The organism is Nocardia sp. NPDC052566, assembly GCF_044547285.1.
Taxonomy (GTDB): domain Bacteria; phylum Actinomycetota; class Actinomycetes; order Mycobacteriales; family Mycobacteriaceae; genus Nocardia.
This window is the reverse complement of the sequence record NZ_JBIUAF010000005.1, coordinates 168,616-187,334: the sequence shown is the minus strand read 5'-3', so window position 1 is coordinate 187,334 and position 18,719 is coordinate 168,616. Positions and strand designations below refer to the sequence as shown.

The 18,719-nt window shown below is 64.8% G+C and carries 13 protein-coding genes, 1 tRNA gene and 1 pseudogene; 3 read left to right on the top strand and 12 right to left on the bottom strand.

Annotation, left to right across the window (positions count from 1 at the left end; genetic code table 11):
* Positions 1–63 precede the first annotated feature (63 nt).
* The 6 genes from ACIG5A_RS25795 to ACIG5A_RS25770 all read right to left on the bottom strand — a co-directional run bounded on the left by ACIG5A_RS25795 (position 64) and on the right by ACIG5A_RS25770 (position 6,919).
* Positions 64–1,224 carry a serine hydrolase domain-containing protein gene (locus tag ACIG5A_RS25795; RefSeq protein WP_397244336.1) on the bottom strand — a complete coding sequence of 387 codons (1,161 nt, stop codon included), beginning with the start codon at positions 1,222–1,224 and terminating at the stop codon, positions 64–66.
* A 51-nt stretch (positions 1,225–1,275) separates the two neighbouring features.
* On the bottom strand, positions 1,276–2,064 hold the full coding sequence (locus ACIG5A_RS25790) for a class II aldolase/adducin family protein (protein ID WP_397244334.1): 789 nt from the start codon (positions 2,062–2,064) through the stop codon (positions 1,276–1,278).
* Positions 2,065–2,189: 125 nt separating this feature from the next.
* Positions 2,190–2,609: a hypothetical protein gene (locus ACIG5A_RS25785; protein WP_397244332.1), complete on the bottom strand. Its 420-nt coding sequence runs from the start codon at positions 2,607–2,609 to the stop codon at positions 2,190–2,192.
* The gene (locus tag ACIG5A_RS25780) at positions 2,610–4,118 is read right to left on the bottom strand and encodes a class I adenylate-forming enzyme family protein (protein ID WP_397244330.1); all 1,509 of its coding nucleotides are present in this window, start codon (positions 4,116–4,118) and stop codon (positions 2,610–2,612) included.
* A 45-nt stretch (positions 4,119–4,163) separates the two neighbouring features.
* Complete coding sequence (locus ACIG5A_RS25775) at positions 4,164–5,516, bottom strand: MFS transporter (RefSeq protein WP_397244328.1); 1,353 nt, start codon at positions 5,514–5,516, stop codon at positions 4,164–4,166.
* On the bottom strand, positions 5,513–6,919 hold the full coding sequence (locus ACIG5A_RS25770) for an amidase (protein ID WP_397244326.1): 1,407 nt from the start codon (positions 6,917–6,919) through the stop codon (positions 5,513–5,515). The genes ACIG5A_RS25775 and ACIG5A_RS25770 overlap by 4 nt, the downstream gene beginning before the upstream one ends.
* Positions 6,920–7,065: 146 nt before the next feature.
* Between ACIG5A_RS25770 and ACIG5A_RS25765 the strand changes: the two genes are divergently transcribed.
* Complete coding sequence (locus ACIG5A_RS25765) at positions 7,066–8,205, top strand: helix-turn-helix domain-containing protein (protein WP_397244324.1); 1,140 nt, start codon at positions 7,066–7,068, stop codon at positions 8,203–8,205.
* A 103-nt stretch (positions 8,206–8,308) separates the two neighbouring features.
* On the opposite strand, the gene ACIG5A_RS25760 is transcribed toward ACIG5A_RS25765, so the two are convergent.
* The gene (locus tag ACIG5A_RS25760; protein WP_397244322.1) at positions 8,309–10,087 is read right to left on the bottom strand and encodes an acyl-CoA dehydrogenase; all 1,779 of its coding nucleotides are present in this window, start codon (positions 10,085–10,087) and stop codon (positions 8,309–8,311) included.
* Between the two features lie 163 nt (positions 10,088–10,250).
* Between ACIG5A_RS25760 and ACIG5A_RS25755 the strand changes: the two genes are divergently transcribed.
* Positions 10,251–10,898: a TetR/AcrR family transcriptional regulator gene (locus tag ACIG5A_RS25755; protein WP_397244320.1), complete on the top strand. Its 648-nt coding sequence runs from the start codon at positions 10,251–10,253 to the stop codon at positions 10,896–10,898.
* 35 nt (positions 10,899–10,933) lie between these two features.
* Here the strand turns inward: ACIG5A_RS25755 and ACIG5A_RS25750 are convergent.
* The 3 genes and pseudogenes from ACIG5A_RS25750 to ACIG5A_RS25740 form a co-directional block, all read right to left on the bottom strand.
* Positions 10,934–11,101, bottom strand: a pseudogene (locus ACIG5A_RS25750) (low affinity iron permease family protein); the annotation flags it as partial.
* A gap of 544 nt (positions 11,102–11,645) precedes the next feature.
* Complete coding sequence (locus tag ACIG5A_RS25745; protein WP_397244318.1) at positions 11,646–14,528, bottom strand: dsDNA nuclease domain-containing protein; 2,883 nt, start codon at positions 14,526–14,528, stop codon at positions 11,646–11,648.
* Positions 14,529–15,789: 1,261 nt separating this feature from the next.
* Complete coding sequence (locus tag ACIG5A_RS25740) at positions 15,790–16,005, bottom strand: hypothetical protein (RefSeq protein WP_397244316.1); 216 nt, start codon at positions 16,003–16,005, stop codon at positions 15,790–15,792.
* Positions 16,006–16,117: 112 nt separating this feature from the next.
* Here ACIG5A_RS25740 and xerC point away from each other — a divergent pair, with 112 nt between their 5' ends.
* Positions 16,118–17,383 carry a tyrosine recombinase XerC gene (gene xerC / locus ACIG5A_RS25735; RefSeq protein ID WP_397244314.1) on the top strand — a complete coding sequence of 422 codons (1,266 nt, stop codon included), beginning with the start codon at positions 16,118–16,120 and terminating at the stop codon, positions 17,381–17,383.
* 83 nt (positions 17,384–17,466) lie between these two features.
* Here the strand turns inward: xerC and ACIG5A_RS25730 are convergent.
* Positions 17,467–17,540, bottom strand: a tRNA-Pro gene (locus ACIG5A_RS25730).
* A 95-nt stretch (positions 17,541–17,635) separates the two neighbouring features.
* Positions 17,636–18,667: an AraC family transcriptional regulator gene (locus tag ACIG5A_RS25725; RefSeq protein ID WP_397244312.1), complete on the bottom strand. Its 1,032-nt coding sequence runs from the start codon at positions 18,665–18,667 to the stop codon at positions 17,636–17,638.
* Between the last annotated feature and the right edge of the window lie 52 nt (positions 18,668–18,719).

The window sequence follows — 18,719 nt, the reverse complement described above, 5'->3', positions numbered from 1 at the left end:
CCCCGATAACAGGACGATCACCCCGGTCGCGGCAAGCGCACTGCGTTTGGGACTCATGATTGCTCATTTCGTCGAGGACCGGACGCCGATGGCGTCATAGGCGGCGACCACCAGGCTGGTCGCGCGATTGTCGCCGGTGGTGTTGAGGCCGCCGGTGGAGATCATGTGGTTCATCACGTAGGCGACGACCATCCGGGCGTCGAGATCGAGGAAGACCAGGGAGCCGCCCGCGCCGCCCCAATAGCAGGAGCGCGGGCCCGCCGCCGGGAGTTCGCCCTCGGCGAGGGCGTATCCCATGCCGAATCGGAGCTGCCGGTCCAGTACCAGGTCACGGCCGTTGGACTGCTGGTCGAACACCGCCTGGCAGCCACGTTCGGACAGCAGCCGCACACCACGGACCTGGCCACCGCAGGCCAGCACCGATTGGACGGCGGCGACCGAGCGGGCGTTGCCGTGACCGTTGCCTGCCGGGATGTCGGCGGCTCGCCACGCACGGGTGCTCACCATGTCGGGCTGGGCGAGGATGTTGGGTTCCCCGACGAGTTTCCCGCTCTGGCGTTGTTGTTCCGGGGTGAGGGACAGCGGCGTGGTGCGGAACGGGATGGCGACGCGGTGGTCGTGTTCGGCAGGCAGGCCGAGGTGGAAGTCTGCGCCGAGTGGTCCGGCCACCTGGTCGGCGAAGAACGCTCCGACGCTGTGCCCGGTGACGCGCCGGATTACCTCTCCGACCAGAAAGCCTTGGGAGAGTACGTGGTAACCCGATGTGGTGCCCGGCTCCCACCACGGGGCCTGCCTGGCCAGGCTGCCGGTACACAACTCCCAGTCGTAGAGCTGCTCGGGCGCCAGCAGCGGCTGATCCCAGCCTGCCAGGCCGGAGGTGTGCGACAGCAGATGCCGCACCTGCACGTCGCCTTTGCCTGCGGCGGCGAACTCCGGCCAGTACCGTGCCACCGGTGCGTACAGGTCGATCTCGCCGCGGTCGGCGAGGAGGAGCGCGCACAGGTTGGTCATGGTCTTGGATGTCGAAAAGACGTTGACCAGGGTGTCGTGTTCCCAGCGGCGCGTGCGTGCTTGATCGACGTACCCACCCCACAGGTCCACCACCGGTTCGCCGTCGAGGAACACCGCCGCCGAGGCGCCGCCCTCCCCCTCCCTCAACGACGCCTCGAAAGCATTCCGTACCGCGGCGAATCGCTCGTCACACTCGCCTTCGATCGTGGTCACGTCGTTGTCCTTTCGTTGGAATATGTTCTGGTAGCGATGTTTGCGGCGGTGTCAGTCGAGCAGGTCGGGTTGTTCGCGGGTGATCTGCTCGTAGAGCGGCTGGAATTGGATCCACCCGGCGAGACTGCCTCCGACCTGCTGGTGGGTCAGCGCGGCGCTGTCGGGGTCGATCAGTACGGGCTCGCCTGCCGCCTTGGCCAGGAGTTGGACCTGGCAGGAGCGTTCCATGGTGATGAACCACCAGGCAGCGGCGTCGACAGTGTCGCCTACCGTCAGCAGGCCGTGATTGCGCAGGATGACGGCCTTCGCGGCGCCGAGGGCGACTGCGATGCGCTTGCCTTCTTCCAGATCGGTGACCACGCCGGTGTAGTCGTCGAACAGGCCGTGGTCTTTGTAGAAGGCGCAGGCGTCCTGGGTGATCGGCTCTAGCATGTCGCCGAGCGCCGAGAGCGCGCGGCCATGAATGGAGTGGCTGTGGCAGGCGGCGACCACGTCCGGACGGGCCAGGTGCACCTGGGAATGGATCGCGAACGCGGCCTCGTTCACCGCAAGCCCGCCCTCGACGACTGTGCCGTGATGGTTGACCAGGACCAGATCCCGCACGCGAATGTGCTTGAACGACATGCCGAACGGGTTGACCCAGAAGTGGTCGGTGAGCTCCGGGTCGCGTGCGGTGATGTGCCCGGCCACGCCCTCTTCGAAGCCGAACTTGCCGAACAACCGCAGCGCGGCGGCCAGTCGTCGCTTGCGGTGCAGGCGTTCGTCGTCGAGGGTGGCGAACGTCGGCGGCTGCGGTAGGCCCGCGATGGCTGCCTCGAAGAACGTGTCGGTGTCTGTCATGACAACCTCCGTGATCTGTTGCGGCTGTTCTTATCGGTGATCCACTGAACCGGAGGGCCGATGCTGTTCTCTAGGACGATCGAGGCCAGTTGTGGCGTCGGCGTTTGTCGATATCCGACAACCGGCTATCGGGTGTAGGTGCTCAGGAACTGGTCGAGCACGCCGTAGCCGACCTGGGCGGTCCAGCTGTCGACGAACCACTGCAGTCGTTGGGTCACTTCGTTGCGCCCGCCCATGGTCCAGCCACCGCCGTGTACGTACACGATCGCGGGCCCACCGGCTCTGGGTCGCTCGGGGCGGCGGACATCCAGCCGCAGCGGCTGTCCGTCCACGGTGGCGAAGACCTCCGTCGCGGTCATGTACAGCGAGTAGGAGGTCGCGAGCAGTGACACCGCCCAGGCCCAGGTGGTCGGCAGCGTGGGCGACAGGACGATCGCCACGACCAGCACGACGATCACCGCCCAGAGAACGACCACGCCGGCGAGCAGCGGGCGGCCCCACCGACGCCGTGGTGATCGGTTGTCCGCCCGCGCCGCATGGGTCATCTACCGAACCTCGTGGCCCGATGCATGATTCAGGCTGTCCCAGTCGAGGGCGCGTTTGAGGATCTTGCCGGTGGCGCCTTTGGGGAGGTGGTCTACGAAGGCGAATCGGTGCGGCACCTTGTAGGCCGACAGTCGTTGCTTGGCCCATGCCCGCAGCTGGGTCGGCTCCAGGTAGACGCCGGGGGTGGTCGCGACGACCGCAGCGACCTCCTCACCGTAGTGATCGTCGGGCACGCCGATCACCGCGACTTCGATGATGTCGGGATGCTGGTAGAGGACGTTCTCGACCTCGGCGGGGTAGACGTTGTAACCGCCGCGGATGATGAGATCCTTTGCGCGGTCGACGATGTAGAGATAGCCGTCGGCGTCGGTGCGGCCGAGGTCGCCGGTTTTCAACCAGCCGTCGGCGAGTGTGTCGGTGGTCGCGTCGGGTCGGTGCCAGTAGCCCTTCATGATGTTGGGGCCGTGCAGGAAGATCTCGCCGACCGTGTCGGCTGGTAGTGCGTGGCCGTCGAGGTCGCGGATCTCGAGCGACACCCCCGGCAGGACGGTGCCCACTGATCCCGTTCGTTGTTCACGCGCGGAGTTGAACGTGCCAACGGCGGTGGTTTCAGTGAGTCCGTAGCCCTCGAGGATGGTGCAGCCGAAACGCCGCGAGAAGGCGTGGAGTACGTCACTGGGCAGTGCGGCGCCGCCGGATGCTGCGAGTCGAAGGCTGTCGAAGTGTTCCGGCCCGTAGCCATCGTTGTTGTGCAGCATGGCATTCCACATCGTCGGCACGCCGGCGACGACGGTGAGCCGGTGGTAGCGGATCAGATCGATCATGGCCCGCGGTGCGAACGGCGCGAGCATCGACAGCGAGCCCCCGGCGTGCAGGGACGGCAGCAGACAGACCGCTTGTCCGAAGATGTGGAACAACGGCAGCCCGGTGCCGAATCGCTCGCCGGGACCGAGGGCGAACTGCTCGGCGAAAATCCGTGCGGCGTCGATCAGATTGCCGACGGTCAGCTCGACACCTTTGGGTTGGCCGGTGGTGCCGGAGGTGTAGAGCAGTGCGGCGGTATCCGCGCGATGCCGAGGCGTCGGCGCGCTCACCGGTTTCGCGGTTTCGGGACTCTCGCCGGGCGCCAGCGACCGGAAGGTCAGCTGTCGTTCGGTGGCGGCCCGCCGGGTCGCCACCTGCGCGTCGTGCCACGCGATGGCTACCTGTGCGCCGGAATCATCTAGCACATAACCGATTTCGGGCACGGTGGCCATGGTGTTCATGGTGATGGCGATCGCCCCGATGAGCTGCGTCCCCAGATAGGCGACGGCGAATTCCGGGACCGTGGGTGCCACGAGCAGGACCCGATCGCCCGCGGTAACACCGGCGTCGGCGAGCGTGCCACCGAAAGTGGCGCAGCGGCGGGCCAATTCGCGATAGGTGAGCTGTCTATCCCTGGTGCGCAACGCGACGGCGTCGGGGCGTTCGGCGGCGTGCTGCCACAGGGAATCGGCCACATTGGGCATAGGGTCTCCCGGGTTGACGAGGGGTGGGTGACGGTGTCCGGATGGTCAGAGCTGGACCGGAACTGCGGCGGCGTCTTCGGCTGCGGCAAGTCGGCGTGGCACGGTTTCCGGAAGCGCCCACGCACAGCCCAGCGTGCACACCGCCATGAGCATGAGGAATCCGGAGAGGGCCGCTGTACCGCCGGTGGCAGCCGGCAGCGCGGTCATCAGGAATGGCGTGCCGCCACTGACCACGATCGAGGCCAGCTGATAGGCCAGGGTGATACCGGAATACCGGATCCGGGGTTCGAACAGTTCGGTCAGATACGCCGCCAGCGGCCCGAACACCATGGCGGCGCCGAGGCTGGTGCCGACCAGGCCCGCGATCAGAATCGAGACGATCGAGCCGGTGTCGACCAGCCAGAAATACGGGAACGCCCAGACGGTCATGATCACCGCGCCTGCCAGCATGATCGGACGGCGACCGTACCGGTCCGACAGCGATCCCGCGATGTGGATGACCGGAATGGCCGCGGCCGAGACCGCCAATGACACCATCAGCAGTTCGTTGCGGGTCAGTCCGAGCTCACGCACGCCGTAGTCGAGGACGGCGGCGACGCTGGTGTAGAAGGTGGCGTTGCCGCCGCACAGCAGGCCGGCGCCGAGCAGCACCCGGCGCGGATGTTTGCGTACCACTTCGAGAATGGGCGCCTTGGCGCGGGCGGTGGCCGGGTCGGCGGCGCGCTTCTGCAGGCGGCGGAACTCGGGGGAGTCCTCGATGCGCAGTTGGATGAACAGCACAACCGGTATCAGCAAGGCGCTGGCCAGGAACGGAATTCGCCATCCCCAGGCCAGGAAGTCCTGGCCGCGGACGAGCCCGCCCACCAGCAGGAAGGCGCCGGTGCCGAGGAGCAGGCCGAAGGGTGTGCCCAATTGGGAGAAGGTGCCCGCGCGTCCTTTGCGATCCGGGCGGGTGGTCTCGGTGAGCAGCAGGGTGACCCCGCCCCAATGGCCGCCCGCCGCGAGGCCTTGCAGAAAACGCAAGACCAGCAACAGGATCGGCGCGGCCACACCGATCGTGGCCGCGGTCGGCAGCAGGCCGATGGCGCAGGTGGCGACCGCGATCAGCGCCAGGCAGGCGACGAGTGCGGGTTTGCGGCCGAAGGTGTCGCCCACGTGTCCGAAGATCAACCCGCCCAAGGGCCTGGCGAGGAAGCCGACCCAGAATGTGCTGAACGACAGCAATGTTCCCATCAGCGACGAGGAGTTCGGGAAGAACACCTCGCCGAAGACCAGCGCGGCGGCGGTGCCGTAGATCAGGAAGTCATAGGCCTCGATCGAACTCCCGACCAGCGCGGCGGCCATGAGCTGACGGAGTTTTCGCTGTTCTGATCCAGCGGGTGGCGGCTGCGGCGTCATGGGTGTCTCCAGAGTGGTTTCGAGAAGGGGTTGGCGCTTTCGATTTGCGCCGCCACCGGCAGGATGAGCGTCTCACCACCGGGCGGCCCGACCAGTTGCACGGCAAGCGGCAGACCATCGCCGGCGATCCCTACCGGAACGGAGGCGGCCGGGTTGCCTGCGACGTTCCAGATCGCGGCATAGGTGATCATCGGAAAGCCCGCGATGATCGCGGCTACGCTGCCCTTACCGTCCAGCACGCCGACCGGTGGCGGGCGATGGGCGATCGTCGGTGTCAGCAGCAGGTCGTAGCGCTCGAACACCCGATTGAGCTTGTGCGCCAACGCCTCTCCGGTTCGGATCGCCCACTCCGCGACCGGTTTGCGCGCCCAGATGCCGAGCCGCAGGCAGTGGCGGGTACGCCGTTCGAGCAGTTCGGGATGCTCCATGGCGTTCGCCTCGGCCCGAACTCCCGCAAACGCCTGGGCCAGTAGCACGGCAGTCGTGTCGGGGTAACGCGGTGAGAATTCCTCGACCTGGTGCCCGAGGTCGGCAAGCAATACGGCGGTGTTCTCCAGCGCCCGCACATGCTCGGGGTCTGAGGTGACCAGGGGCGTGGTCGTCTTCGCGGAATACCCGATTCGTAACGGGCGCGGCGTCTTTCGCGCGGCGTCGGTGAACGAGATCTCCGGGTCCGGAGCGCGGAAGCGGTCGCCGGGTGTGGCGCCGCGGATCACGTCGTAGACGATGGCGCTGTCGAGCACGGTGTGGGTGAGCGGTCCAGTTGTACCCAGGGCACACCACAGCGACTCCATCGGCGCCGCGGTGACCCTGCCTCGTTGCGGTTTCAGTCCGAACAGCCCGCAGCAGGCGGCGGGGATCCGAATGGATCCACCGCCGTCCCCTCCGATCGCCACGGGCACCAGACCGGCCGCCACCGCCGCCGCCGAACCGCCACTCGACCCGCCCGGCGTCCGCGTCGGGTCCCAGGGATTGCGGGTGAGGCCGAAGGTGCTCGATTCGGTATACGGCCATTGCCCGAACTCGCTCATGGCGGTCTTGCCCACGATCACCGCCCCGGCATTCCGCAATCGGCGTACCACCTCGGCGTCGGCCCGCGCAGGTGTGCGATTGGCGCGGGTGCCGAATGTTGTCACCGCACCGGCTACGTCGAGCTCGTCCTTGATCGCGACCGGGATGCCGTGCAAGGGCCCGAGCGGCGCACCCGCGCTACGCTGCCGGTCCCGCGCGGCGGCCTCGCCCAGCGCGGCGTCCCGCAGCACCGTGGTGAATGCCGCCAAGCCGGAAGCTCGATCGATGGCGTCCATGGTGGCGGCGATCAGCTCGGTCGAGGTCAGGTCCCCCGCCGCCAGTGCGGTGCGCTGCCGGACGATCCCGGCGGCCACAATGTCGTTCTCGGCCACTCGTTTCCTTCGCTGTCAGCGTCGACTGGTGATGGGTGTTCAACTACAGCAGTCGAGGTGGACGGCCCTCTAGGCTGTCGCGGACAGTGGCGATGGCGGCGATTGTCCGAAACCGACAGCGGCTGCTCGGGTGAGATGGAGTGATCGTGGAAGAGCTGAATGCCGAGCAGGCCAGGGCGCGGTTGATCGAACGGGTCAGGGAGCCTGCCGTGTTCGGGGAGATGATAGGGACGGTCGTGCGGGTCGCGCGGGCGGCGTCGCCGCAGGTGGCCACGTTGCCGGAGGAGGAGACGCGGCGGCACAGCGAGGTGTTGGTCGGCGGCATCATCACCGACGGTGACCGGCCCGGGGCGGAGGTGCTGGCGGCGGCGGAGCGCTTGGGCTCGGAGCGGGCTCGGCAGGGGGTGACGGCGGCGGCCGTGCTGGACGGGGTGCAGGCGAGTCGGTCCTGTTTGATGCGGCTGTTGTTGGATCACGGCGACTCCCTGGGGGTGCCGTCGCGGGTGCTGATCGATGTCGTCCTCGGACTCGACGACGTCAGTACCGCGGTGGTGCAGCGCATTCTGCATGCCCACCGCGAGACCGAGCTCGAGCTGGCGCGCACCCGGACCGAGCGCGAAACCCAAACTCTGCGACAGCTTCTGCACGGCGAGCCGGTCGTGTCGTGTGCCCCGTTGGTCGCGTCGAGCGCCTACCACTGCGTGGTCAGCGATATCAGCGATCCGGCCCACGCACAGCAGTTGGCGATCACGCTGACCTCGGCGGGGCCGGGGTTGTGCGGCCTGGTCGACGGACGGCTCGCGGCACTCGTCGTCCAGTTGCCGACACTGGACGACGAGTGCCCGCTGCTCGTGAGCACCCCCGCGGTGCGTCCCGCACAGGTGGGCCCGCTCTATCGGCTCGCCCGGCAGGCGCTACCCGCGGGGCGTGCGGCCGGGCTGGCGGGACTTCGCGAACTGCCCGGCCTGGCGCTGCTCACCGCGATCCATGCCCAGCCGGAACTCGGGCAGATCCTGACGGCAGGGCTGCTGGCCGACCTCGACCTCGAAGACCAGTTCCATCGCGACCTCGCCGAGACCGCGCTGGCCTACCTCGATCATCGGCGCCGCATCGAACCGACCGCGGCCACGCTGCACATTCACACCAACACCGTCAAATACCGGTTGCGGCGCTTCGGCGAACTCACCGGCCATGTCTTGACCGGCGCCGAGAATGCCGGTGTCGTCGAGACCACGCATCAGTGGTGGGCGTTGCGGCACTGGCTCACTCAGCCGTCGGCTATGTGATGGTCAGGCCGCCGTCGACGACGATCGTCTGTCCGGTCACATAGCCACCCGCAGGCGACCAATGCGGCGAACAGATTGAGAACGCTCATGATGTCCCTTTGCCTCAGAGCCAGGCGGGGTCGGTGTCGAGGACCGTGGTATCGAGCATCGACAATATGTTCAACGTCGTTGTCACGCTAGGGAGTTCGTACACGAAGAAATAGCGGGCGGCTTGGCGCTTCCCGTCGTAGAAGGCGCCTTGTTTGGTGCCGACGGCGAGCAATTGTTCCAGCCACAGCCACGCGAGCACCGTGTGGCCGAAGGCCTGCAGGTAGGGCGTGGAATTCGCCAGCCCGACCGCGGGTTCGCCGACGCTGGTCAGCCGGTCGGTGACAGCGACGAGCGCGGACCAGACCGCTGCCAGATGCCGCGCGTGCAGTTCGATGTCCCCGCCGCAACGCACAGCCCGCTCGACCGTTGCCGCGATCCTGGTCCCGAGTAGCCGCAGACCCGCGCCGTCGGCCATGGTGACCTTGCGGCCCAACAGGTCCAGGCCCTGCACGCCGGTGGTGCCCTCGTGGATCGGGTTGAGCCGGTTGTCTCGGTAGTGCTGTTCGACATCGTAGTCACGGGTGTAGCCGTAACCCCCGTGCACTTGGATCGCGAGATCGTTGGCGCGCAAGCACCATTCGGACGGCCAACTCTTGGTGACCGGCGTCAGCACGTCGAGCAGCAGCGCCGCCTCGCGCGCCGCGTCAGACTCGGCCGTGGTCTGCTCATCCACCAATCGGGCGCAATACAGCACCAACGCCAGCGCACCCTCGACATAGGACTTCTGCGCCAACAGCATTCGCCGGACGTCGGCATGCTCGACGATCGGAACCGGTGCCACCGCGTCCTTGGCGCCCGCCGGGCGGCCCTGCGTGCGAACCTTCGCGTACTCCAACGACTTCAGATACGCGACGTAGCCGAGGGCGGTGGCGGCGAACCCGACACCGATGCGGGCCTCGTTCATCATGTGAAACATGTAGGACAGCCCGCGGTGTTCTTCGCCGACGAGGAAACCGATCGCGCCCGCGCTGCCCTGCGGTGTGTAGGTGCCGTCGCCGAAGGCCAACATGGTGTTGGTGGTGCCTCGGCACCCCATTTTGTGGTTGAGGCCCATCAGTGCGACGTCGTTGCGTTCGCCTTGTCCCGGAAGATATTTGGGCACGATGAACAGTGAGATCCCTTTGACGCCGGCACCGCCGCCCGGCGCCTTCGCCAGCACCAGATGCACGATGTTCTCGCTGAGTTCGTGATCGCCGCCGGAGATCCACATCTTGGTGCCGAACAGCCGGTAGGTGCCGTCGGCCTGCGGGACCGCGCGCGTGGTGATGTCGGCCAGCGAGGATCCGGCCTGTGGCTCCGACAGGCACATCGTCCCGAAGTAGCGGCCTTCGAGCATGGGGCGCACGTAATCGTTCACCTGCTGCTCGGACCCGTGGTGGGCGAGGAGATTCGCGTTCGCGATGGTCAGGAAGGGGTAGCCGGCCGTTGCGATGTTCGCGGCGTGGAACCACGCCATGGCCGCCCTGGCGACGGTACTGGGCAACTGCATGCCGCCGAGGCGTTCATCGAATTCGCCTGCCATCATTCCGGCTTCGGTGAAAGCCTGCAGCGCGGTCCGCACCTCCCCGATGATCTGCACGGTGCCGTCGGGCCGCATCGTCGGTTCGTTCGCGTCGGAGAGCTTGTTGTGCGGGGCGAAATACTTCTCGGCGAGATCCGCGCTGAGGTCCAGCACGGCGTCGAAGGTCTCTTTGGAGTGCTCGGCGAACCGGGAGCGGGCGGTCAGCGCGGTGACGTCGAGCCATTCGTACAGCAAGAAATCGACGTCGCGACGAGCCAGTAGTTCAGGCATAGGCGTAATCCTTTGGAGGAGAACAGTTCACACCGACAAGCCGACCGGCTTCTTCGGCGACAACTATACGATCGCATATTTTCTATACGATCGCATATGATGTGCGTGACGCCGACGGCTTGTCAACCGAGGTCCCGGCGCATGAGGTAGGAAGGCGAACGCGATGAGCACCCGAACGCGAGCCGACGACGCGGTCGGGACATCCCGTGCCGCCGCGCGGATCCGGGCGGCGGCAACCGAGATGTTCGCGGCCCGCGGCTATGGCGAGACATCCATGCGCGACATCGCGGCGCGCCTTGGGCTCAGCCCGGGAGCGGTGTATCCGCACTACAAGACGAAGGAATCTCTGCTGTTCGCCATCGCCCTGGAAGGGCACCGGGCCGTGCTTTCGGTACTGGCCGAGGCCGATTCGCCGCAGGCGACACCTGGGCAGAGACTGGCCGCGACCTTCGCTGCCTTCGTCCGGTTCCACGCGGACAATCACGCCCAGGCGCGGGTGGTGCAGTATGAGCTGCGCTCGCTGTCGGAAGAGTCGTTCAAGCAGATCGCGGCGATCCGCCGAGCGACGTCGAAGATCTTCCTCGATATCGTGAAAACCGGTTGCGAGGCTGGCGATTTCGACGCCCCCGACGTCGACGCGGCGGTCCTCGCCATCACCTCACTCGGCATCGACGTGAGCCGCTGGTTTCCGGCCCGCGGTCACCGCGACCCGCAGGCGCTGGCAGCAAAGTACACCGACCTGTGCCTGCGCATGGTCGGTGCTCAACCCCGCCCCCGGCTGCCTCGATTCTCAGCGGCAGAGGGCGGTTGAACCTCGGCCCGAGGGCGGTCCACGATCCCGGTGGTTCAGGCAGATTCTCGAGTTTCGACGCCGACGGCCTCGGCCAGTTCCCTTCGATGCCGGTCGAGTTTCTGTTGCGACGCTTCATCGGATCGAGATTGGGTGTTCTGCAGCACGAGCAGGAAGGTGACGATCGTGGTGGCCGTGTTGATGACCAGCTGCCAGGTGTCGATGCCGGGCAACACCACGGAGAATCGACCACAATAAGGACGGACGCGCTCGAATGTCTACAAGCTGGCGCTACCTCCGGCTCCGCCACTGCGGTTACCGGGAAACCCCGACAAAACGGGTGCCCTAGAAGGGTAAGCCCCGCACGCGGCGACAAGCAACCGTCCAGCACCCTCGCGGGGACCAGCGGCCGATGCCGCGCACCAAGACCGCCACGCGCGCATAGGACGAACCCCGAAAACCACTCGACCTGCGCGGAGAACCCGCTGACTTCCCCTGTGCCCGCCACACCCGGCACCCACCCCGTGGTCCACATTTAGTCCACAAAATGGCACAGGTCGGAGGCGGAAACCGCCCCCGACCTGGTCGGGCTGACAGGATTTGAACCTGCGACCACCTGACCCCCAGGACTCGAATTCGGGAGTTTCCGCACGCCGCGCACGGTGGGCATGCGCGTCCGCCGATCGCATGACCTGGGGGCGTGTATCGCCGTGCAGTGTGTGTGGTCCCAACTTGGTCCCAGATTTGGGGCCCGCATGCAATCCGCAGTCAGATATCGTCCTCGTTTCGTGAGTCCTCGACCAAGTGCAGTTGACGGGGGTCACCCCACTGCGCGAGGAGGTGAGCGTAGTCCTGACACTCTTCGGGGATGAGGTCGCACCACTCCTCTATCAAGTCGTTCAAACACTCTGCGGCCGCGTGGCGGTCGATTTTCGAGTACAGCGTGATGACCTCGAAACGCGAGTAGTACCAGGAGCTCTCTTTCGCAAGCATGCTCAGCGCTGCTCCGGCATGCTCGTCGGAGTTTTCGAACAGGATTTCCGCAGCTCTTACCCGTACCAACTGGTCGAGGTCCTCGTCGTCAAGCACGAGTTGCATCAAGGCGTCGGCTCCGCGGCGAGTATCGAACTGCATCAGTGCTAAGGCAGCCTGGAGCCGAACGCTGAAATCCGGCGTGTGCGGATCTTCGTTGAATTCGCGATCCAGGGTTGGTTCTTTCGCGAGTGATTCCAGCGCGGCAAGTCCGGGGTCTTCGTCGAGCTCGGCAAGAATCTCGGCCGCCCAGACTCGCGTTGTTGGATCTTCTTCCTCGAGCTCGACGACGGCCCTCGTCGAGTGGATCGCTTTCTCGATGAGAGGTTGCCAACTTTCGGGTTCGAGGGATCCGAAGCGGTTGATCATTGCGACGAGTAGACAGCAATGCAGACTTTCGCGGGTGACGTTGTCGTACAGCTTCCGGTGAGCAATGTCGTGTAGGGGCGATTGGTCGGCTTCTATCAGGAAGCTGATGTAGGACACCGTCTCCAATGGTGCCCCCCAGGGATTCGATCCTCCGTTGTGAATCCATCGATGGAGGGTCCTGTCCAGTTCCTGCTCGTAGGCCTGTGGCGTGCGCATGGCCCACCGTGCGGCGCAGTATTCCTGCATTGTCTTGTGTGCGAACTCGAGTCGGTCGCCTTCGCGGACGAGGAGGCCGCATCTGGTCAACGCGGAAACAATGAAGTCCGTCCACATTTTGCGTGTGATGGCAGGTGGACGTTCGCCTGCCGGGCTCCGCGATATCAGCGTGATCCACGCCTCGACACTGTGGTCGGGGAGGTATTCGGGCCTCGCAGGGCGGATATATATCAGTGGATCGACCGGTCGCGATTCGTCTTCTGCGGCCATTTGTCCGATGAGATCGAGCAGTCCACTCATGAGCGATTCGACATGTTTCGACACGGTCGGGCCGAATCGCTGCGTCAGGTACTCGCTCTGCGTGCGGAATCCGGATGGCCCTCGACTGTGCATTCGTTCGTGCAGGAGGTCCACGAAGCTCGAATAAAGTGCATTTCTGCTGTCGGGTATCACACCGTCCGGATTCATCGAATAAACCTGGCACAGAAGGGAGGTCATCAGTGGTGTTCGCGCCAGTTTGGACATCCCGACAGAGCTCAGCGCTGCAATGAACGCGTCCGCCGAGGTGTCGGGGCGAGGGATTCCGAGTTGGCGAAACCATCCCTGCACTGCGCTGCGTAAATCGTCGGTGGAGAACTGGTCGAGTCGATATTCGGGAACGGTACCCAGGAGCTTGCGCTCGGCATCGGATATCGGTCGTCCGGCCACGACGAAGGAGTGAACGGCAGGTTGGCGATCAGTGCATTGCACGATCCACTGGAGGACTTCCCTGCGGAGTTCGGGGTCGGTAATCTCGTCGATTCCGTCGACTAGGACGAGCCATCTGGTGCCGGGCCGCGGCGCTGTTCGGAAGAACCCCTCACCAAGCGTGCGCCCGAGTCCGAGCCGCGACAGGGATTCGTTTGCCGCCGAGGCGAGAGCGGCGCCGAGGGGTCGAAGCGGAGTCAGCGCCGTGGCGTTGACCGTGAGAGCCAGCGGCTGCGTTTCAACTCCCGCCAGCCATTGCGCTGCCGAGCGTGCCTGAATCGCGCGCAGGAGGCTCGTCTTACCGCCACCTGGTCCGGCAGTCAGCATGCACAGCGCGTCCTGCCCAAGGCAGGTTTCGGGCAGTGTTTCACTGCTCGCGACGATCGAGATCCTTTGCGGGACTCGAACATCCGACAGTCGAGTTGGACAGCTCGTCTCCATCAGACCGTAGGGATGCTGATAGTCCGCACTCTGGCTGGCCTGGAGAAAATCCAACAGCTCAGGAGGCAGCAACCGAACTGCTATGGCGGCAAGTGTCTGCCGGGTCAGCCGTTTTCGAAGGATCACCTCCGCAGGGTCTGGCCGGGTAACGAACAGTTGCCACCGCGGGCCCAGGCGCTCCACCATGGCCGAGCGCACCAGGTCGGACAGGGTCTGGTGAAATTGCCATACCTCGGCGATGGTCAGATGCTCGGCCAGTCCCCCCAGCGCGTCTCGATTGTCTCGCTCGAGCTCACCACGCAGCGGGAGCTCGACGATGTAGATACGGGAAAGAAAGTCGCTCAGCTCCTCGGGATCGGCGTCGAGATCCTTGAGTTTCGATCCGAGCCTGGCGCGGATGCTGGATTCTCGCTTGCCGTCACTGCGCGCGACGTCACGAAACGAAGGTTCCCTGGCAGCGAGTTTCCCTTCGATCGCCACAGTGAGACGATAAGTTAAAACCGAGCCTTCCGAATTGGCCTGTCGGAGAACACGATCTGTTCGAAGGAGGCTGTGCAGAGCCTTGGAGTCACCTATCCGCAGCAGCGTCCAAGGCTCGTTGGGCTCACGGGATTTGACCTGCTGAAAATCCCACAAAGTCGTGTCGCCGCCATGGTGCGTGCCCAACGTGCGGGCCACCACGACGTCTTCGATGTGTTCGCACGTCACATTATCGATGGGGTAGCCACCCAACATTTCTATGGCATACCGCACGGCCACTTGCGCCTGAAACGCAAACCGCTTCTCCGTCTCGGTCCCAGTGTTGTCCGGCGCTGGAATGTGGCGAGGATCCTGCCCGACGTCCACCCGACCTCCTTGTCCTCGGTGGCTAGTTCAGCGAGACCGAGCCTGATGCCACGCCACATGACCACGCAGGAAGCGTAACTGCGCATCGGCGCGGCACGCTGCAATCGTTGATGTGGCGCCCACGAGCTTCCATGAGATCCTCCGACACGGTGCCAACCTGGCGTCATCGGTCAGCGTGTCCGCTGCTTTCAAGGCATCCAGCAGACGCACCTTCCCCAGCGGAATGTCGAAGGGGGCATATTCGACCCTGACCGTGGTAATCAACGCCGCGGTGGGGCGTTGATTGCCCCGGGTGAGCCGGAGCCGGTAGAGCCCAGCATCGGCACCGGTAACACCACGACCGTCGCAGCTACCGACAAGATGGGGGTACGTGATCGTGCGTGGGAACATAGTTGCCTATATGCGCGCATCAGCGAGAGCTACGAAAGGCCAGCCGCCTCGAGCTGGTCGATAATGTCTGTGACGTAGCGGTGGATAGTCTGTAGTTCAGGTATCAACTCGCGGTAGTCCGTTGTCTTCGGGATATCGATAACAGGTGTTACGCGCAAGTGCTTCTGGTATTGAAACTCGAAGGGTCCGACTCCGGTCTGCGCCAGCCTGAACCGCGTTATCACACTGCCTTTTTCGAGATTTGCGCCGCTCTGAGGATCCTCGTGTGTTATGACGTATCCCGTCCGGTGCGACAATTTGGATCTGCGCGGAGAATCCGTTTGTAACTAGCAGCTGACGGTGCTTATCTTCGTTCACCAGCTCCGTTAGTACGCCGAGGGGTTGGTGGTGTGCGGACGGCCAATGATACGGCTGGCACTGTTCAATGACGGCTGTAACCGCAGGCGAGTGAACAGGCTTTGGTGCAACGGGATTACCTTTCTGATCCACAGCGCTAAGCAAGATTTGGAACTGCCAGGCGTGTGGGTAAACCGCGTGATCTAATGCGGCCCGGATGCAAGTCAAGGCATCGCCGGTAATCAGCGACCAGACCTCCGGCACGTCGGATGGCTCGGTAACAGCGATCGCTTGGCAGTCCACCTCCCCGGGGTGAGTGGTGCTGGGCTGCCACAGGGCGTGGACCTCAATCGGGTGTTCCTCGGTGAACACCTCCACACGCGCAGCCAGGTCAGCCAGGTGGTAAGCCGCGCGATCGAGCTTATGGCGTGCGCTTTCGATTCCAGTAACTGACATACCTTGATCGTAGAACGATCTCGCCACCGGTCTTGTTGACTTCGCTCGATTCGTCACGGCTGCCGTCAAAGCAGCATGGCTAGAGGAGATTGAGCTCTGCTCGTGTCTGCTGGATCAGCGTGGATTCAAGCTGCCTTGCTTGTCGCCATAAATCTTCCCACCGGCTGTACATCTTCTTGGGGTCTTCGTCCTTGCCTATGCCGGCGGCTTCGCGGATATGAGAGATGGCAAGGTTGTGAGTTGTCCAGACAATATCCGTGAGAAGTTCCAATAATCTGCCGGACGTCGCCGACATTCCGTCAGGGCTAAGTATTCGAAGCACCGGATGCATATCTACGGGAGTACAAAACGATGCGTCACAATCATGCCCTGAATGTCCTGCGGCCTGGGAATAAAGGCTCTGACCGATGAGCAGGCTACCCAAGCCGATCGGCACGTTCGGGAAACCCACTGAACCCAGGAAGCAGAAGAACGGTTCGTTCCGAACCACGGTGCGCTACTACGGCTCGACTGGTTCGAAACAGATCGCGCGATTCGGTGAAAGCGCCGACGACGCTCGTAACAAGCTCGCCGAGGCGATGCGTGACTATCAAGAAGTTCATGGTATTTCGCGAATTACTCGTAATACCAAACTGATCGACCTGGCCGCCGAGCTTCTCACCGAACTTCGGGGCGACGACTCGTACACCGAGGGGAACATCGAGGACTACCGCCGCGAGATCTACGTCTCCGACGATAAACGAGCGAAACCTGGCACGGTCAAAATCGAGAACTCAGTGGGCCATCTCCAGGTCTGGCAAGCCACGGCTGGCGAGCTGGACCGCCATCTCAAGCGGCTGGTCTCGCTGGGGCTGCGGCGGAAAGCCAAGCAGCACAAGATCATCCTGAAAGCGATGATGGCCATCGCAGTGCGGCACGGCGCAATCGACATCAACCCGATCGACGGAGTAGCCGCATTCACCAGGCGTAAGAACCGCGCTCGCGGGAAAGTCAAGGACCAGCGGGCGCTGCCCGCGTTCCGGGCACAGGTGCGTACCTGGGCTCGGGGCGAGGCGATCCCAGGCACTCCGGCGTATCGGTCGGGGCCGAGGCGGGATTGGACGCTGGTGTGGGTCATCGACGTCATCACCGGCACCGGTATGCGCCCACACGAGGCGTTCGCGGTCCTACTGGACGAGATCGACATCGAGTGCCCGGACCCGTACCTCGACGTCACAGGGACGCTGATCGAGGTGCGCGGGAAAGGGCGCGGCAGATGGGTGCGGAAACCGTTTCCGAAAACCGATAACAGTTGGCGTCGGTTCCTGCTGCCCCCACATTCGATCGACGCGATCCATCACACCATCGCCGATCTGAAATCCTCCGGCAGGCCCAACCCGGACCGGCTCCTGTATCCCTCGCGCAACGGCACGCCACGAAGCCCGACCAACTTCGGCAGGCCATGGCGCGCTGCCCGTGGCAGCGAGTTCGATTGGGTGACACCGCGAACCTTCCGCCGAGGCGTGGGCACCGAGGTCGACAACTTCTACGACGACCCGGAGCGGGCCGCCCGCCAGCTCGGCAACACCAAGGAGGTGGCCAAACAGCACTACATCGATATCCCCGAGACGGTGCCCGACAACCGTGAGGTGCTCGAGCGGTGGGCTACCGGCGGCGGAGGAGGCAAAGTGTGACGTTTCTGTGGAGCAGCCTCGAATCCGGTCACCGGGGCAGGTAACAAAAACCCCTCCCGACCGAGGTCGGGAGGGGTTTTCTGTCGGGCTGACAGGATTTGAACCTGCGACCACCTGACCCCCAGTCAGGTGCGCTACCAAGCTGCGCCACAGCCCGTTTGCGCCTTTGTGGGCGCTCGAAGAGATTACCTCAGGGAGTGGCGAGACGACTAATCGCCTGGCTGGACGGCATTTCGCGGGATGTGGGCTGGGTCAGTGGCGGTTGCGGCGGGTCGTGGTGGGTGGCTCGCCGTGCCAGCGGAGGTAGGCGCGGCGGAACTCGCGTTGGTCGGTGAAGCCGAGTTCGGTGGCGATGTCGGCGATGGTCATCTGGGTTTCGAGGATGAGGTGGGCGGCCCGGCGGCGGCGGACGGTGTCGCGCAGGTCGTTGAATCGGGCGCCCGCGTCGGCGAGTTGCCTGCGCAGGGTGCGCTCGGTCAGAGAGAGGCGGGTGGCGACCTGGGACATCGTGAGCGGGTGACGCAGGTTCTCGGTGAGCAGGGTTTCGACGACGGCGACGATGTCGCGGGGCGCGGTGTCGCGGCCGTTGAGGAGTCGGTGGCAGGCGTCGAGGGTTGCGGCGAGGCTGGCTTCGTTATGGGTCGAAAGGGGGTGGTCGAGCAGGTGGGCGGCGAAAATAATTCGGGTGACGTCGGATTCGAAGCGGATCGGGCAGCGGAAGAGACGGCGATATTCGTCGGCGTAGGGCGGTGCTGGATATCGCACCTGGATTTCGGTGGGGGATTCGTCGAGCCTGGCCATCGCGCGGCAGAACATGACGGCGATGGTCAGTGCCTCTTCGCAGAGAAAACACAGCAATTCCGGATCGGGCGTGCGCTCGTAGAAGCGGACGCCGACGCGTTCGTCGAAGTATTCGACGGTGTAGTCGAGCATGCTGCCGCCGACCTGATGTAGTTCGAGTCCGAGCATGACCGCGTCACCGAAGGTCCGGCAGGATTTCATGGCCAACCCGACCAGTCCGAACGCCACGTCGAGGTCGCGCGCGCCGGTCATCATGCCCCACGGCGCGGCGGCGGGCAGTGCCCGCAGCGCGCGGCGCAAGATCGCCGCGACCTGCCGAAATGACATCAGAAAGCCCGGCGAGGTGAGGTGGCGTGCGGTGATTCCGGTCCCGGCGAACCAGGGCGCGGTGGGATAGCCACGGTCCTCGGCCACCGCAACCAGTCTGGCGAGCACGGTGGGCACGATGGTCGCCGCGCTCAAGCGCGGGTCCGTCTCGGCCATAGACAACTCCCGGCAATTTACGTGGGTCCGTCGTCATATTAGTCACGGTGCT

Coding starts and splice junctions, on each gene's coding strand:
- ACIG5A_RS25790 (WP_397244334.1), bottom strand. CDS start 2,064: ATGACAGACACCGACACGTTCTTCGAGGCAGCCATCGCGGGCCTACCG.
- ACIG5A_RS25785 (WP_397244332.1), bottom strand. CDS start 2,609: ATGACCCATGCGGCGCGGGCGGACAACCGATCACCACGGCGTCGGTGG.
- ACIG5A_RS25780 (WP_397244330.1), bottom strand. CDS start 4,118: ATGCCCAATGTGGCCGATTCCCTGTGGCAGCACGCCGCCGAACGCCCC.
- ACIG5A_RS25775 (WP_397244328.1), bottom strand. CDS start 5,516: ATGACGCCGCAGCCGCCACCCGCTGGATCAGAACAGCGAAAACTCCGT.
- ACIG5A_RS25760 (WP_397244322.1), bottom strand. CDS start 10,087: ATGCCTGAACTACTGGCTCGTCGCGACGTCGATTTCTTGCTGTACGAA.
- ACIG5A_RS25755 (WP_397244320.1), top strand. CDS start 10,251: ATGAGCACCCGAACGCGAGCCGACGACGCGGTCGGGACATCCCGTGCC.
- ACIG5A_RS25740 (WP_397244316.1), bottom strand. CDS start 16,005: ATGTCGGCGACGTCCGGCAGATTATTGGAACTTCTCACGGATATTGTC.
- xerC (WP_397244314.1), top strand. CDS start 16,118: ATGAGCAGGCTACCCAAGCCGATCGGCACGTTCGGGAAACCCACTGAA.
- ACIG5A_RS25725 (WP_397244312.1), bottom strand. CDS start 18,667: ATGGCCGAGACGGACCCGCGCTTGAGCGCGGCGACCATCGTGCCCACC.